At 72.2% G+C, this 15,522-nt stretch carries 14 protein-coding genes; 5 read left to right on the top strand and 9 right to left on the bottom strand.

Features of this window, described 5'->3' with window-relative positions; all coding sequences use genetic code 11:
* Window positions 1-11: 11 nt before the first annotated feature.
* On the bottom strand, window positions 12-3,782 hold the full coding sequence (locus OG245_RS31595) for a S8 family serine peptidase (protein WP_371626747.1): 3,771 nt from the start codon (window positions 3,780-3,782) through the stop codon (window positions 12-14).
* Window positions 3,783-3,991: 209 nt separating this feature from the next.
* On the opposite strand from OG245_RS31595, the gene OG245_RS31590 reads away from it, so the two are divergent.
* Together OG245_RS31590 and OG245_RS31585 are read left to right on the top strand one after the other, a co-directional pair.
* Complete coding sequence (locus OG245_RS31590) at window positions 3,992-4,981, top strand: helix-turn-helix domain-containing protein (RefSeq protein WP_371626746.1); 990 nt, start codon at window positions 3,992-3,994, stop codon at window positions 4,979-4,981.
* A gap of 81 nt (window positions 4,982-5,062) precedes the next feature.
* Window positions 5,063-5,545: a DUF456 domain-containing protein gene (locus OG245_RS31585; protein WP_371626745.1), complete on the top strand. Its 483-nt coding sequence runs from the start codon at window positions 5,063-5,065 to the stop codon at window positions 5,543-5,545.
* A gap of 21 nt (window positions 5,546-5,566) precedes the next feature.
* Here OG245_RS31585 and OG245_RS31580 read toward each other — a convergent pair whose 3' ends face one another.
* Window positions 5,567-6,931 (bottom strand): DNA-3-methyladenine glycosylase 2 family protein, encoded by a 1,365-nt coding sequence (locus OG245_RS31580; RefSeq protein ID WP_371626744.1) that lies wholly within the window; start codon window positions 6,929-6,931, stop codon window positions 5,567-5,569.
* A gap of 72 nt (window positions 6,932-7,003) precedes the next feature.
* A complete protein-coding gene (gene rsgA, locus OG245_RS31575) occupies window positions 7,004-8,155 on the bottom strand; it encodes a ribosome small subunit-dependent GTPase A (RefSeq protein ID WP_371626743.1) in 1,152 nt (383 codons plus the stop codon).
* Window positions 8,156-8,517: 362 nt separating this feature from the next.
* Here rsgA and OG245_RS31570 point away from each other — a divergent pair, with 362 nt between their 5' ends.
* Entirely contained in the window at window positions 8,518-9,018 is a 501-nt protein-coding gene (locus OG245_RS31570) for a DUF5949 family protein (protein WP_371626742.1), read from the top strand.
* Window positions 9,019-9,201: 183 nt separating this feature from the next.
* Here the strand turns inward: OG245_RS31570 and OG245_RS31565 are convergent, their stop codons facing one another.
* The 6 genes from OG245_RS31565 to OG245_RS31540 form a co-directional block, all read right to left on the bottom strand.
* A complete protein-coding gene (locus tag OG245_RS31565) occupies window positions 9,202-9,609 on the bottom strand; it encodes a rodlin (protein ID WP_069755954.1) in 408 nt (135 codons plus the stop codon).
* A 118-nt stretch (window positions 9,610-9,727) separates the two neighbouring features.
* Entirely contained in the window at window positions 9,728-9,961 is a 234-nt protein-coding gene (locus tag OG245_RS31560; RefSeq protein ID WP_371626741.1) for a hypothetical protein, read from the bottom strand.
* 187 nt (window positions 9,962-10,148) lie between these two features.
* On the bottom strand, window positions 10,149-10,559 hold the full coding sequence (locus OG245_RS31555; RefSeq protein ID WP_073743244.1) for a rodlin: 411 nt from the start codon (window positions 10,557-10,559) through the stop codon (window positions 10,149-10,151).
* Between the two features lie 68 nt (window positions 10,560-10,627).
* Entirely contained in the window at window positions 10,628-10,918 is a 291-nt protein-coding gene (locus OG245_RS31550; protein ID WP_371626740.1) for a hypothetical protein, read from the bottom strand.
* 265 nt (window positions 10,919-11,183) lie between these two features.
* Window positions 11,184-11,417: a chaplin gene (locus tag OG245_RS31545; protein WP_371626739.1), complete on the bottom strand. Its 234-nt coding sequence runs from the start codon at window positions 11,415-11,417 to the stop codon at window positions 11,184-11,186.
* 283 nt (window positions 11,418-11,700) lie between these two features.
* Window positions 11,701-12,102, bottom strand: coding sequence for a rodlin (locus OG245_RS31540; protein ID WP_371626738.1), 402 nt, complete (start codon window positions 12,100-12,102; stop codon window positions 11,701-11,703).
* Window positions 12,103-12,644: 542 nt separating this feature from the next.
* On the opposite strand from OG245_RS31540, the gene OG245_RS31535 reads away from it, so the two are divergent.
* Together OG245_RS31535 and OG245_RS31530 are read left to right on the top strand one after the other, a co-directional pair.
* A complete protein-coding gene (locus OG245_RS31535; RefSeq protein WP_371626737.1) occupies window positions 12,645-13,325 on the top strand; it encodes a chaplin family protein in 681 nt (226 codons plus the stop codon).
* Window positions 13,326-13,849: 524 nt separating this feature from the next.
* Window positions 13,850-15,511, top strand: coding sequence for a SpoIIE family protein phosphatase (locus tag OG245_RS31530; protein WP_371626736.1), 1,662 nt, complete (start codon window positions 13,850-13,852; stop codon window positions 15,509-15,511).
* Window positions 15,512-15,522 lie beyond the last annotated feature (11 nt).

The raw sequence follows: 15,522 nt of genomic DNA, 5'->3' as shown, positions 1-15,522 counted from the left end.
TGCCCATCGCTTCAGCGCACGACGTACGCGTCGTTGACGGTCTGGACCACGGAGTTGCCGTTCGCGTCGCTCAGTTCCGTCCGCAGCGTGACGGACTTCCCGGTCGCGTCCGCGTGGTCGACGGTCGCGGTCCAGCGGCCGGCCTGCTGTGCGGTGGTGGCCGTCCGCCAGGTCTCGCCGCCGTCGTAGCTGAAGGAGACCTTCGCGCCGTTCAGTTCGGCGGGGGTGTATCCGGCGTGCCCGGTCGCGTCGAGCCCGATCTTCTGGCCGTTCTTCGCGGGCACGGTCTTCATGCCGTCCGACGGCACGTCGTAGCGCGGGAAGAGCAGGGGAATCCCCTGCGACGCCACGTCCGGCTTCCGCTCGGAACGGAACGCCCAGGTGGTCTCCGTCCGCGTGGACCGCTTCCAGACCGCCGCGGGCGAGCCGATCTTCGTGGTCATCAGGGTGAGTTCGTACGCGGCGTCCTCGGCGGGCACGGTGAAGACACCGAACGGGTAGCCGCTGCTGCCGACGAGCCGGCCCTCGCGTTCGAGCCGCATGCCGCCGATGTCACCGAACGAGCCCTGCTGGCCCACGTGTTCGGAGTCGGTCATGAACGCCGGGGCGACACCGATCAGGTTGTCCTGGCGTTCACCGGCGAGCAGCTCCGCGCCCTCGGCGTCGCGCGGGGCGCCGGGGACCAGCAGACCCCGGTACCACTCCTCCTTCATGGTCCGGCCGGCCTCGTACGTACGGGGGTTGCCGGTCATCTGCTCGCCCCAGGGGAAGCTGGAGGAGAGCGTCTTCTGCCAGACGGTGTCACCCGCCGTGTAGAACTCGGTGCGCTTCCCGGGGGCCGCGACCACGGCGAGCGAGGACGCGCCGAAGGTCGCGCCGTAGGGCCGGGAGACCAGGAGCGTGTCGACGAAGTCGGCGGCCACGCCCATGGATTCATGGGTGGAGACGACAGATCCGAGCTTCCTGTCGCGGACCTTGTAGGTGCGGTCGGAGGTGATCTGTCCCGTCTCCGGGAACGACAGGTTGTACACGAACGGGCTGACGGCCGTGGCCTTCCAGGACACCTCCGTCTTCCCCCTGCCGAGCGCCGTCTTCAGCAGGGCCGCCTCGTCGGCCCGCAGGCCGAGGACCGGAAGGGGCGCCGCCCCGTAGCCGACGGACGGCTTCCAGTCGCCGGCCGAGGGGCGGTGCACCAGCAGCGCGGTCGCTCCGGCGGCCTGCGCGGCCCGCGCCTGGGCCAGGACGCTCGCGGACCTGTCGCCCACCTCCACCAGGGCGATCCGGCCCTTCACTCCGGCGGCCTCCAGCTCGGCGGCGCTGCCCGCACCGGCGTCGACGGCCTCGGCGCGGCCGGTGCCGTCCAGGTTGACCGCTCCCGTCGTGGCGGGCCTGGGGTGCAGGTCCGCTCCGCCGACCAGGGAGAACCTCTGGATCTGCGGGGCGTAGGCGCGCCAGACGGAGGCGAACTCGAAGTCCCCGTCACGTGCCTTGCCCCGGACGTCGACCAGGTAGTCCTTGATCAGCCCGGTGCCGGCGATGGACCCCGAGTGCAGCCAGGTGTCGTCCCACGAGCGCCCGAACGCGAGGGTCGCACCACGTGTCTCGGCGGCCCGGTCCTGGTTACGCACCTTCAGGCGGTGGGCCTCGCGGGCGTCGAGGACGAGCGTGGTGTCCTTGGTGACGTTCAGCTGGGGGCGGGCCAGATAGCCGACGGAGCCGACGAGTTGACCGGTCGCGTCGGCCGGGTCGGGTGTGGCGACGAAGCTGGAGACGAAGTACGCGCCGGGGCGCACCTGGTAGGTCTGGTCGGTGGCGCCCTGGTTGAAGCGGCGTTCGCCGGAGGCGGTGTCGGTGCCGATGAGGTCGACCGATGAGACGCCGTCGGCGGGCTTGCCGGTGCCGTCGACGAGCTTGACGCGCAGCGTGACGGTCTCCGGCGCCACGTACAGGGAGAACGGGGTGGAGACCTTCATTCCCCCGGCGCCCGTGGCGAGGACGCGGCCGGTGACGTCACCGTACTGGGCGGCGGTCAGCCGGGCGTCGGGCGTGAGGGCGAGGGGCACCTCGACGGTCGCCCCGGCGGGCACGGTGACGGACTTCCGGCCGAGCGAGGCGATCGTGGAGCGGACGGCCGAGCCGTCGTTGCCGGTGACGCCCGCGACCTTGAGCGAGAGGGTGACCGGCTTGCCGCTCGTGTTGGTGTAGGGCACGGCGACGGTGGTGCGGTCGCTCCGGTCCTGCGGCCAGTTGAAGGTGCCGCCCTGCACGGCCGGTGCGCCGAGCACGGGCGTGCGGATCGCGCGGTCGACGTCGAGACGGCCGCCTCCGGTCTCGGTGACGTCGCCGGGGACGGCGCTGCGTGCCGAGGAGACGAGGGCCGCCTTGATCTGCTGGGCGGTCCAGTCGGGGTGACGCTGCCTCACCACGGCCGCCGCGCCCGCGACGTGCGGGGTCGCCATCGACGTACCGGACAGGGACCGGTACGCCTGTGAGCCCCGGCCGCCCGCGGCGGCGGCGGAGATGGCGACGCCGGGTGCGGCAATCTCCGGCTTGAGGGTGTGCGAGACGATCGCGGGTCCGCGGCTGGAGAAGTTCGCGGTGGAATCGTCGCGGTCGACCGCTCCGACGGTCAGCACGCCGGGTGCGCAGCCGGGCGAGGAGACGGTGTTCAGGGACGGACCGAGGTTTCCGGCGGCGACCACGAACAGGGTGTCCTTGTTCTTGCCGAGTTCCTCGGCGGCCAGGCTCATCGGGTCGGTGCAGTCGGTGGGTTCGGCGCTGCCGAGGCTCATGGAGACGACGTCGGCCTTGCTGTCGACCGCCCACTGCATGCCCGCGATGATCCAGGAGGCCGCGCCGGAGCCGCTGTCGTTGAGGACCTTGCCGACCATCAGGTCGGCGCCGGGCGCGACGCCCTTGTTCTTTCCTCCGCTCGCCGCGCCGGAGCCGCCGACGGTGGACGCGACATGGGTGCCGTGGCCCTGGCGGTCGTCGGTGGTGTCGGAGTCGGTGAAGTTCTCCGAGGCGGTGATCCGGCGCTGGAGGTCGGGGTGTTCGGCATCCGCCCCGGTGTCCAGGACCGCGATCCTGGCGCCGGTCCCGTCGTAGCCGGCGGCCCACGCGAGGTCGGCGCCGACCTGCTTCGTCGACTTGTCGAGACTGGCCTGAACCTTGCGGTCGAGCCAGAGCTTCTTGAGCCCGGCCCCGGAACGGGAGCGGGGCGCGGTGAGGTCGGCCCAGAACGCGGCGGCCCGCTTCTTGTCGGCCTTCAGCGCGAGCCCGTCGATGACGTCGAGGGCCGCTCCGCGCTCGGCCCCGCGCGGGGTGGTCGGGGCGCGGCGGGCGGTGTCGCCGGTGTAGGTGGCGATCAGCGGGACGGCGTCGGCGCGGCTGTCGTCGTAGCCCTGGCGGATGAGCCCGGTGACGTTGAACAGCTCCTCGTCCACGGTGCCCGCGGCGAGCGCGGACACGGCGGACTCGGGGTAGACGTACAGGTCCGGGCCGGACTGCCGGGTCTGCACGAGGGGCACACTGCCGTCCTCACGGGGCAGGGCGGTGGCGGCGGACGCACCCGAGGCGTCCTTGGTCACCAGCACCGTGTCGCCGGTGACGAGCGTCACGGTGACGGGCTTCGGGTCCGTGGCGGCGGTGGCCGCGCCCCCGGTGATCGGTCTGTTCGGATCCCGCTCGTCCGGTGGCGCGGCCACCGACGGCGCGACCACCGTGACGGCGAGCACGGCGGCGGTCGCCGCTCCGAGTGCCGTACGCGATATCGGGCGCATCGCTCTCCCCAGGTCAATCCGGAACGAAGCAGCCCAAGAGGCCACATCCCGGAGGTTGTTGGTGCTGCGGTGGCGCCACAGTGGCAGAGGGGCCGGGGGTACAGGAGATGATGTGAGCGGCGGGTTTACGCCGTGGCCTCTTCCCGCCACCCGGGACCCGCCGCAGGGGCGCCTCGATGCGCGATCACCACACCCGGGGAGGTCGGAGAATGCTGGGGGCCATAGGTCTCGACGAGAGACAGGAAACCGCGTACCGCGCGCTCGTCGCGGCGGGAGCCGCGGAGCTCGCCGATCTCGCGCACCGGCTGGCGCTTCCCGAGGCGGACACCGAGCGTGTGCTGCGGCGCCTGGAGCAGCAGGGCCTGGCGGCGCAGTCCTCGGCCCGGCCGGGCCGCTGGGTGGCGGCGCCGCCCGGCGTGGCGCTCGGCGCGCTGCTGATCCAGCAGCGGCACGAGCTGGAGCAGGCGGAGCTGGCGTCCGCACTGCTCGCCGAGGAGTACCGGGCCGAGGCGAGCGAACCGGCGGTGCACGACCTGGTGGAGGTGGTGACGGGGGCGAGCGCCGTCGCCCAGCGCTTCCACCAGTTGCAGCTGGGAGCGGTGTCGGAGGTGTGTGCCCTGGTGACGGGCAAGCCGATCGCGGTGACCGGGATGGAGAACGAGTCCGAGGAGCGGGCGACCTCGCGCGGGGTGAGCTACCGGGTGGTGGTCGAGCGCGAGGTGCTGTCGACGCCCTTCGGGATCCTGGAGCTGTCGGCGGCGCTGAGCCGGGACGAGCAGTGCCGGGTGGTGGACCGGGTGCCGACGAAGCTGGTGGTGGCCGACGGGAGCCTCGCGATGGTCCCGCTGACCGGGCGGGGCGCCGAGCCGGCCGCTCTGGTCGTGCACGCCAGCGGTCTGCTGGAGTCGCTGATGGGCCTGTTCGAGGCGGTGTGGCGGGATGCGATGCCGCTGCGGCTGGGCGAGGGCGGCGGGGTGCGCGAGGACGGGGTCGGGCCCGATCCGACGGACCTGGAGATCCTGTCACTGCTGCTGGCGGGGCTGACGGACGCCAGTGTGGCCAAGCAGCTGGATCTGGGGCTGCGGACCGTGCAGCGCCGCGTCAAGGGCCTGATGGAGCTGACCGGGGTCTCGACGCGGCTCCAGCTGGGCTGGCATGCGTACGAGCGTGGCTGGGTGTCCCGTACCGAATCGGCCTGAGGCGGCGTCGGCGCAGGTCGACGCGGGTGGGCGGGGGTGCGCTGACGGGCGGAGCGGGGCACTCTCCGGCAGGCTGGTCAGATGAGTGTGTGGCAGCTCGTCGCCGTGGGCCTGGTCATGCTGCTGGGCCTGGTCGGAGTGCTGCTGCCGGGGGTGCCGGGTCAGGCGATCGTCTGGGCGGCGGTGCTGTGGTGGGCGCTGACGGACATGGCGCCGGCCGCCTGGGGCGTCCTGATCGGCGCGACGGCGCTGATGCTGCTGAACCAGGCCCTCAAACCGCTGCTGCCGGCACGCCGCCCCGGCGAGTCCGGGGCGCCTCGCCGGACTCTGATGATCGGCGGGGTCGCGGGGATCGTGGGCTTCTTCGTCGTCCCCGTGGTCGGCGGAATCCTCGGGTACGTGGGAGCCATCTTCGGCGCGGAGCGGCTGCGGCTGGGGAGCCGGGGCGCGGGCTGGGCGTCGGTGCGCTCGGTGATGCGGGCGACGGGCTACGCGGTCCTGGTGGAGCTGTTCTGCTGCCTGCTGGTGGCGGGCGCCTGGCTGGGCGCGGTGCTCTGGGGCTGACGGGAGCACCAGGGGGCCCGGTCAGCTCGGGACCGCCGCCTCCAGATGACGCACGGCGTACGAGCGCCAGGGCCGCCACCGCTCCGCGCCCGGCGTTCCGTACGGGTCCACGTCGGGGTCGCCGAGCGCCCGCATCCGGATCAGCGCGGCGGTGCGCCGGCCGATCCCGGGCAGCGTCAGCAGCGTCCGTTCCGCCTCGTCGCGGTCGGCCCCGGCGTCCAGCCGCAGCCCGCCGTCGGCGAGCGCGGCGGCCAGGGCCGCGAGCGCCGGGTCCTCGGCGGAGCCGGCGAGCACGTCCGGCTCCGGGAAGACATGGGTGAGCCCGCCGCACGGCACGTCCAGCGCCTTGCCGTACCGCTCGACCAGCTCCCCGGCGGCCTCGCGCCCCACCAGGATCCGCACCGCCGCCTCCTCCGGGTCGGCCGCGCCCGGCGACCGCAGCCCGGGGCGGGCGGCGACCAGTGGGGCGAGCCGGGGGTCGGCGGCCAGCGCCTCGTCCACGGCGTACGGGTCGGCGTCCAGGTCGAACAGGCGGCGCACCCGCTGGACGGCGGTGGTCAGGTCGCGGAGGTCGGTGAGCTGGATCCGGGCCTCCAGCCAGGGGCCGCCGGGCGGGGCCTCGTCGACGGCGACGAGCCCGGCCCCGTACGGCAGCCGCAGCGTGCGCCGGTAGGTGCGGCGGCCGGGCGGGCCCGTCACCTCCTCGGCCCGGGCGACCGCTCCCGCGGCCAGCAGGTCGAACAGGGCGGCGGTGGCGTACGGGCCACGGTGGGCGAGCCGCAGCGGGACCCCGGCCCGGGTTCCCTCGCGGCGTCCGCCGCCGAGCCCCGTGCCGGCCTCGGCGCGCAGGGCGCTGGGCGTGCGGGCGTAGATCCGCCGGATGGTGTCGTTGAACTGCCGGACGCTGGCGAACCCCGCGGCGAAGGCGATCTCGGTGACCGGCAGCCCGGTGGTCTGGAGGAGCACCCGGGCGGTGTGGGAGCGCTGGGCGCGGGCGAGCGCGACGGGTCCCGCCCCCAGCTCGGCGTTGAGCTGGCGCTGGACCTGCCGGGCGCTGTAGCCGAGCCGCCCGGCGAGCCCGGGGACGCCGTCGCGGTCCACGACGCCGTCGCCGATCAGGCGCATGGCCCGGCCGACGACGTCCGCGCGGACGTTCCAGTCGGCGGAGCCGGGGACGGCGTCCGGCCGGCAGCGGCGGCAGGCCCGGAAGCCGCCGGCCTGGGCCGCCGCCGCGGTCGGGTAGAAGCGCACGTTGGCGCGTTTGGGCGTGACGGCGGGGCAGCTCGGCCGGCAGTAGATGCCGGTGGTCACGACGGCGAAGAAGAACGCGCCGTCGAACCGCGCGTCGCGGCTGCTGACCGCCTCGTACCTGGTCCGTTCGTCCATCACACCGTCCAGTGTGCGGCAGCCGGGGCCACCGCACTCGCGGTTTTCGGACGTCGAACCGATCGCCCCGGGCTACCGCACCCGGCCGCGCTTGGCCTGCATGGCCGCGCGCCCCTCCGCGCCCTTGCGCTTCCAGTCCCGCAGGATCTCGGAGCGCACCCGGGCGTCGGTCTTGGCGACGATCCGCTGGTTCTCGCGGAGCAGCTTGCGGTAGCTGTCGAGCCTCCGCTCGGGCAGGACCCCGTCCGCCAGGGCGCCGAGGACGGCGCACCCCGGTTCGGCCTCGTGGGCGCAGTCGTGGAACCGGCACCGGGCGGCCAGCTCCTCGATCTCGGAGAACACCTCGCCGACCCCGGTCCCCGCGTCGTACAGGCCCACTCCGCGGAGGCCGGGGGTGTCGATGAGGACGCCCCCGTGCGGCAGGACGAGCAGGTTGCGGGTCGTCGTGGTGTGCCGGCCCTTGCCGTCGACGTCCCGGGCGGCCTGGACATCCATGACGTCCCTCCCGAGCAGGGTGTTGGCCAGGGTGGACTTGCCCGCGCCGGAGATGCCGAGGAGCACGCTCGTACCTCCGGAGACGACGGCGCCGAAGACGTCGAGCCCCTCGCCGGTGGTGGAGCTGACGGGCAGCACCTGGACACCGGGGGCGATCGCCTCGACGTCCCTGACGAGGTGGGACAGGGTGGCCGCGTCGGGCACCAGGTCCGCCTTGGTGAGCAGCACGACGGGTTCGGGGCTGTGGCCCGCGCCCCGGCCGTCACCGAGCAGGGCGGCGCCGCTGGAGCTGGACAGGGCGAGCGCGAGGAAGCGCTCCAGGCGGCCGAGGTCCAGCTCGACGGCGAGCGAGACGCAGATGGCGATGTGGTCGATGTTGGTGGCGAGCACCTGCCCCTCGGACCGCTGGGAGGAGGTGGAGCGGACGAAAGCCGTGCGGCGGGGCAGCAGGGTACGGACGAAGCGTGGATCGCCCTCCGCGTCGAGCGCCACCCAGTCGCCGGTGCAGACGATCCGCATCGGGTCACGGGGCACGACGAACGCGGTGTCGGCGCGGACGGGGCCGTCGGCGGTGACCACGTCGCACTGACCGCGGTCGACCCGCACGACGCGTCCCGGCACGAGCCCCTGCTCGGCGTACGGGGAGAAGGCGGCCGCCCAGTCCTCGTCCCAGCCGTACGGAGTCAGCGGGTGCGAGGAGGAAGGAGCGGTGAGGAACGAGAAAGACAAGGGAAACCCTTCACAGGGTGGCCCCGGCACGCGCGCTCGGCGCGGGAGTGAGGGAAGTCGGTCAGCCGGTGGCCACGGGGATGAGGACGATGCTCTTCCGGTTGTGGGCAGTGCCCATCGCAACGACAGTCATCAATGTCCTCACCTCCTGGTTCTTTCCGTTTCCGGGCCGCGGGCGTCATGGCGACGCCCGGAACAGGGGCCAGATTAGCCGGGCCCCCGGGAGCGGCGTCAACAGCTTTTCCGCACACCTCCGATAGAGGCGGCCCGACCGGGGCGTTCGCCGGAGTTGGCATCACTTCTCCCCCGATCGGGTGATACGCATGCATAGAGCCTGGTCCGGGGCCGTTAGGGTGCCGAGCATGACCACACCCCAGGCCTCCACCGGCACGTTCACCCAGGCCCAGTTGGGCACGCAGATCCTGATCGGCTGGAGCGGCCGGCAGCCCGACGCCGACCAGGACACCGCCTTCCTCCTCGCCTACTCACTGGGCGACGGGCAGGACGGTCCGGAGGTCGGCCGCGAGGCCATGCGCGCGGCCCTGGAGCGCGCGGGCCTCCACGTCGGTGGCCCGATCCAGGACGCGGGCGAGACCCCGAACATCCAGGCGAAGCTCCTCGTCCAGGCGGGGCGGGCCGTTCTGACACTGCCTCACCTCACGGCGCAGTACCCCGCCCCCGCGGAGTGGCTGGCCGCCGCGCAGGGCCAGGGCCAGGTGTACGGGATGTTCGCCACCAGCCCGTGGCCGGACGCCGTTCCCGGGCAGCCGGTCAGCGAGGACCGGCTGCGGGCGTTCGCCACGGACGTGGAAGTCGTCCGCACCGCCGCCCACTGCCTGCTCCCGGTCCGTTCCCTGGGCTGAGGAGCCGCACCGCCCGCCGCCCGGACCTACGACGAGGCCCACCACCCCCCGTGGAGTGGTGGGCCTCACCCGTGCGGTGTGCGATCCGCGGCGTGCGACGGGGCCGTTGTCGCGGAACGAGGACGGGCGGCCCGGAGTGTGAACTCCGGACCGCCCGCACGCGACACCTCAGGCCGTGCTGCGTCAGTTGTTGCCGACGCCGTTGCCCGAGAGGACCGGGATGTCGTCCAGGATGTGCGACAGCGGCTCGTCGCCCTTGGCCTGGGTGGAGTTGTCGGCGCACTGCTGGTTCTGCGGGTTGGACAGGACGTTGACGTCCTGGACCGCGATCGGCACGATGCCGATGAGCGAACCGACGTTGGCCTTGAGGGGCAGGCCGACGCAGAGCTTGTTCAGGGTGCCCTGGACGAGCTGGTTCTGCGGGCTCCAGTTGCCCTCCGTCTCGGCGTTGCCGATCTCCGACTCGGCACCGTTGCCGTTGACCGTGGTGGTGCCACCGTCGTTGCCGATCGCCATGGCCGTGGGAGCCGCGACTGCGGACAGACCGAGCAGGGACACGGCCACTGCAGCGCCGGCCATCATCTTCTTCATCAACTTCACCTTTCGGAGCGTCCCGTTGTGGAACGTACTGATCAACTGCCACCACCCCCGATCGGTTGCGCACCACCACTCAAATGGGTTCGTTCCGGCGCAAGGTCGACGCCACTCCTCAGTCCTCAGCGCCTCGCCCTCCCGCGGACTCGGGCCCGGAAACCTCGTCCGAGGTACGCGCCGACGGCACGAAGCCGCCGCGCCGGGGAGCCTGGTCCCGGAGCGGCTCCGGGAGGGGGTGGCCGTTCCCGGCCGCCTGCCATTCGGCGACGAGCCGGTCGTAGATCGGTGTGCCGCCCGACGCGGCCCACCGCTCCGCGCCCTGTGGGGTCTGACTGTCGTACGGATCCATGGAGAGGCCCTACCCGGCCCGGCACGGATCGTCAGCCGGGGCTACGGCATCCGGCCCAACCGGACAACCCGCCCGGACGTGGGCCCGCACACGACGAAGGGCCAGTCCGTCCGGTCCGGCGAAGACGATCGCCGTACGGATGGACTGGCCCCACGCGGGTCGGCCGGAGCGGACCGGAGCTGGTCGGTCAGCTGTTGCCGGCGCCGTTGCCGGAGAGGATCGGGATGTCGTTCAGCAGGTGCGACAGAGCCTCGTCACCCTTGGCCTGGGTGGAGTTCTCGGTGCACTGCTGGTTCTGCGGGGAGGACAGGACGTTGATGTCCTGGAGCGAGATCGGCACGACGCCGATGAGCGAGCCGAGGTTCGCCTTGGCCGGGAGGGCGATGCAGGGCTTGTTCAGCGAGCCCTGGATGAGCGCGAACTGCGGGCTCCAGTCGCCGTGGGTCTCGGAGTTGCCGTAGGCCTGCGAGGCGCCGTTGCCGTTGACCGTGGTGGTGCCGCCGTCGTTGGCGATGGCCATGGCGGACGGGGCTGCGGCGGCGGAGATGCCGACGACCGAGGCGGCGACGGCGGCCGAGGCCATGATCTTCTTGAACATGAGAGAGCCCTTCTGGGGAGTGATGCGGATCGGTGAAAGAACCAGGTGGAACGGTCGTGCAGCGACGATCAGCCGCCGAGGGGAACTCCACCGAGCAGCGGAGCGGCACTCTCGGCCACTCCGGCTGCCTGGCCCGCCAGCTTGCCGACCGTGCCGTCCCTGGAGACCGTTTCGGCGGTCTCGGCGACCGTGCCCACCAGCGGGTCCACGACCTGCGGGGCACTGGCCATCACCTGGTTGAGGCCGCTGTCGAGGCTGAAGTTGGGGGCCGTGGGCGTAGTAGCGGCGAAGGCGGGAGCGGCCGCTCCGAGGGCAGCCACGGAACCGGCAACAAGGGCGGCGGTCTTCGCGTACTTCACTTTTCTGGTTCCCTTCTGCGCGGCATCTGTTTCGGTCACGTTCCCGTGCCGCACACAAGCTTTCTTTACCTGTGACTTCTGCCGCTTTCCCACTGATCAACGATCCGGTCGCTTTCGGGAAACTGCGGGGCGGTGATTTTCTCGGCTCCCTCCGCAACTCCTCCCAAGATTCACGCCTTCGGGGTCTGGCCGCGAAAAGGCCCCGGACGGCGTCCGCCGTCCGGGGCCCACCGGTCACGGGCACGCGGCCCGGCCGGTCAGAGGGTCACTTGTTGATGCAGGTGTTGCCGAACGCGGGGTTCAGCAGGCCGATCACGTTGACGGTGTTGCCGCAGACGTTGACCGGAATGTGGATCGGGGCCTGGATGACGTTGCCGGACAGCACGCCCGGGGAGTGCGCGGCAATGGCCTCGGCACCCGCGTCGGCCATGGCCGGCGCCGCGGCACCCAGCGCCATGAGCGTACCGGCGGCGACTGCGGCAACCTTGGTGAACTTCACTTTCGTCCCTTTCCTAGGCGGAGTCCGGTGCGGTCACGCATTTCGTGCCCGCCCGAGCCGGATTCTGACCGCTCGTGACTCCGGCACTGTTCTGCGTAACGATGAACACCCGGGAGGGGAACTGTTCGACGGACGGATTCTCGGATATCCGCCCGAATGCCGCAATGCCTGTCGGGCCGCGGCGGGGAACGCCGTCCCGCGACCGCGTCCCGGGACGGCGACGGGCCCGAGCCGTTCGGTGGAGGAACGCCGACGGCTCGGGCCCGAGTAGAGCGGCTGCGGATCAGTTGTTGCCCGCGCCGTTGCCGGAGAGGATCGGGATGTCCTCCAGGATGTGCGACAGAGCCTCGTCACCCTTGGCCTGGGTGGAGTTCTCGGTGCACTGCTGGTTCTGCGGGGAGGACAGCACGTTGATGTCCTGGACCGCGATCGGCACGACACCGATGAGCGAACCGAGGTTCGCCTTGGCCGGGAGGGCGATGCAGGGCTTGTTCAGCGAGCCCTGGATGAGCGCGAACTGCGGGCTCCAGTCACCGTGGGTCTCGGAGTTGCCGTACGACTGCGAGGCACCGTTGCCGTTGACCGAGGTGGTGCCGCCGTCGTTGGCGATGGCCATGGCCTGCGTCGCGCCGAGACCGAGGATGGAGGCGGCGACAGCGCCCGTAGCCAGAACCTTCTTGATCACGATTAACCCTTCTCGTACTGGTCGCCCCGTAGCGGAGCCCCCTGGTCAACTCGCCGTCAGGCGTTAGGTTCCGCCCATTCACCCGAATGCCGGACACGGAGATCGCTCCCCATCCCTGTTCGTACGAGCGCCCGTTCGTGCGCTCATCAAGCGCGACACTCCGGTTTCCGCCATCCGAACGGGTGGACGAGCACCGAAGACTCCGAGCCCCCTCCCTCTATCGGAGAGTGCGCTTCCCTTCGTCAACATGAGTGTTTTTCAGAGCAGTTGAGGAAGAATCGTTTCTCTTTCTCTGCTCACCGGGATACACGGACGCCGACGACTTTACCCGTTCGGGTGATTACACAATTTCCACGCGCCTCCAAGTTTCCCGCACGGACCTGAGTCGTTATGGCAGTCGTCCAGCGCGCACGTTCTCACCACTTTCACCATGGCTTCGCCGCGGGGCCCGGCTCCGCCGCGCCTCCGCCCGACGGCTGCTCGTCCCCGCGCGCGAAGCACCCACGCGATGTCCTCGCGAGTGTCCTAAGGAAGGGCAAGTAATGCGACAGGTCTTGAACAGAAGCATCATCGTCATGGCGGCCGCATCAGGTCTCCTGGCGGCGGTCGGCGGCACCGCGCACGCCGACGCGTCGGCCGAGGGCGCGGCCGTCGGTTCGCCGGGGGTCGGTTCGGGCAACGCGGTGCAGGTGCCGGTGCACGTCCCGGTCAATGTGTGCGGCAACACCGTCAATGTGATCGCTCTGCTGAACCCGGCCTTCGGCAACAAGTGCGTGAACGCCGACGGCCCGAAGCACGGCCACCCGCCGGTGGACAAGCCCCCGGTGGACAAGCCGCCCGTGGACGAGCCCCCGGTGGATGAGCCGCCGGTGGACGAGCCGCCGGTCGACGAACCCCCCGTGGACGAGCCCCCGGTCGACGAGCCGCCGGTCGACGAGCCGCCCGTGGACGAGCCCCCGGTCGACGAGCCGCCGGTCGACGAGCCGCCCGTGGACGAGCCCCCGGTGGACCAGCCGCCCGTCGACGAGCCGCCGACCGGCACCCCCGGGACCGACACCCCCGGCTCGGGCACGCCCGGGTCCGGTACGCCCGGGTCCGACGTCCCGGGCGCGCACCTGGCCGACACCGGTGCCGCCGACCTGGGTCTGGCCGCCGGCGCGAGCGCCGCGCTGCTGCTCGGCGGTGCGGTGCTGATGCGCCGTACCCGCAACGCGCGGGACTGATAGGCCCCCTGCGGGAGAACGAGGTCCGGCCCGACAGCGGGGACTGTCCGGCCGGACCTTTCGGCATCGCGGGGTGCGCGGCGGCCGTCGCGGACCGGGGCGGACGTCACCGCCCCCCTGCCCCCCTGACCTCGTGCTCCGTGCCCCGGACCCCGTACAACTGGAGCCTGCTGTGGCGGTCGTTGCGCGCGTGTGCCGGACCTGTGCGGGCCGCCCGGGGACAGCCGGTGACCTCCGCCGGGCCGGTTCCGGTCGGGCCGTGATCACCACCGCCCGGGGCGAGGAAGCCGCTGCCGGACGCGAGGGCCGGGGCCGGGCACCTGTGGGCCCGTTGTGATGATCCGTTTCCGGACGGGCGCTGTCGCGACACTCGGGAGTATGGTGCAGTCCTGCCAGACGGATGCGGTACGGGAGGCTCGTTCGTGCGAAGAGGTGATCGCAGGCGGGGCCCGCTGCGGGTACGGAGTGGCGCCGCCCCAGCGCTCTCGCGACACCGTCGACGTGCGGCCTCGGCCGACCGGTTCGTGGTGGACGACCACCTGGCGTGGCTCAACGAGGCGAGTTCGAGGATCGGGACCACGCTCGATCTGGAGCGCACCGCACAGGAGCTGGTCGAGTTCACCGTGCCCCGGCTGGCGGACGGCGCGGCCATCGATCTGCTGGAGTCCGTGCTCCGCGGCGAGGAGGGGGCGCCGGCGAACACCACACAGCCGACCGTCACCCGGGCCATCGCCGTGGCCGCCATCGACGCGCTGGCGAATCTGGAGCCGGACCCGGTCGGGGAGATCTCCGCGTATCAGGAGAGGGCGGTGGACCACTGTCTGACCCAGCGGGAGCCCGTGCTGATCGCCCGGCTGGGGCCCGACGACTACATCCGGGTCGCCGCCACCCCCAGAGCCGCGGCCCTGCTGCGCGACGCGGGGGTGCACAGTTACCTGGCCGTACCGCTGGTCTCCCGGGGAGTCCTGCTGGGGGCGGCCGATTTCATTCGCTCGGGCAGCACGCCTCCCTTCACCGACACGGACGTCGCGCTCGCGATGCAGCTCGCCTCACGGGCCGCGGTCTTCCTGGACAACGCACGCCTCTACGGGCAGGAGCGGGAGCGCCTCGTCGCCCTCCAGCGCAGCATGCTCCCGCGCGCCATGCCGAGCACACCGGGCCTGGACGTCGCCGCCCACTACGCCCCGCCGACGGAGACGAGCGGTGTCGGCGGGGACTGGTACGACGTGGTGGCTCTGCCGGGCGGCCGGAGCGCCCTGATCGTCGGTGACGTCATGAACCACGGCCTGTCGGCCGCGGCGACCATGGGGAGGCTGCGTACCGTGGCGCGCACGCTCATGGCCCTCGACATCGCCCCCGAGCACACCCTCGCCCGGATGGACCTGGCCGCCCGCGACCTGGACGACGACCAGGTCGCCACCTGCCTGTGCGCGGTCTACGACCCCGCCACCGGGGAGTACACCCTTGCCAGTGCGGGACATCCGCCACCTCTGCTGGTCGACGCGGCGGGGCGGGCCACGCACGTCGACGTGCCGCCGGGCGCACCACTCGGCACCGGCGTCATCCCCTACACCTCCGTCCGCCTGCCGGCCCCTGCCGGAAGCCGCCTCGTGCTCTACACCGACGGACTGTTCAAGAACCGCACGGATGACGTGGACACGCAGCTGGAGAGGCTGCGCGACACGGTGTCACGGATGGATCCCACGCTGCTGAGCACGCTGGTGTCGTCCGGGACGGGACCCGGCACCCGCTTCGACGAGGCCGTCCTGCTGATGGCCACCGGTCTTCCCGTCCCCGGCGCGGCCGACATCGTGGTCTGGGAGCTGCCGCCCGGCGCCGGCGCCGCGTCCGTCGCCCGCCGACTGGTCAGGGAGCAGCTCGACCGGTGGGACCTGGGCGGGCTCGTCGACACCACGGAGCTGGTCGTCAGTGAGCTGGTCGGCAACGCCCTGCGGTACGGGGGCGGCCCCGGTCAGCTGCGGCTGCTGCGGCACGACCGGGTGATGGTCGAGGTCACCGATACCGGGGCGGACCTCCCGCACATCCAGCCACCGACGCTCAGCGATGAGGGCGGCCGGGGCCTCCAGCTCATCAACATGCTGTGTCGACGCTGGGGTTCCTGCCGGACGCCCACCGGCAAACTGGTCTGGGCCGAGCAGGACATCACCCTCTCCGCCACCGACTGATCGGGCGGGCG

Source organism: Streptomyces sp. NBC_01116 (assembly GCF_041435495.1).
GTDB lineage: Bacteria > Actinomycetota > Actinomycetes > Streptomycetales > Streptomycetaceae > Streptomyces.
The sequence above is the reverse complement of the archived record's forward strand: the minus strand, read 5'-3'. Positions and strand labels throughout refer to the sequence as shown.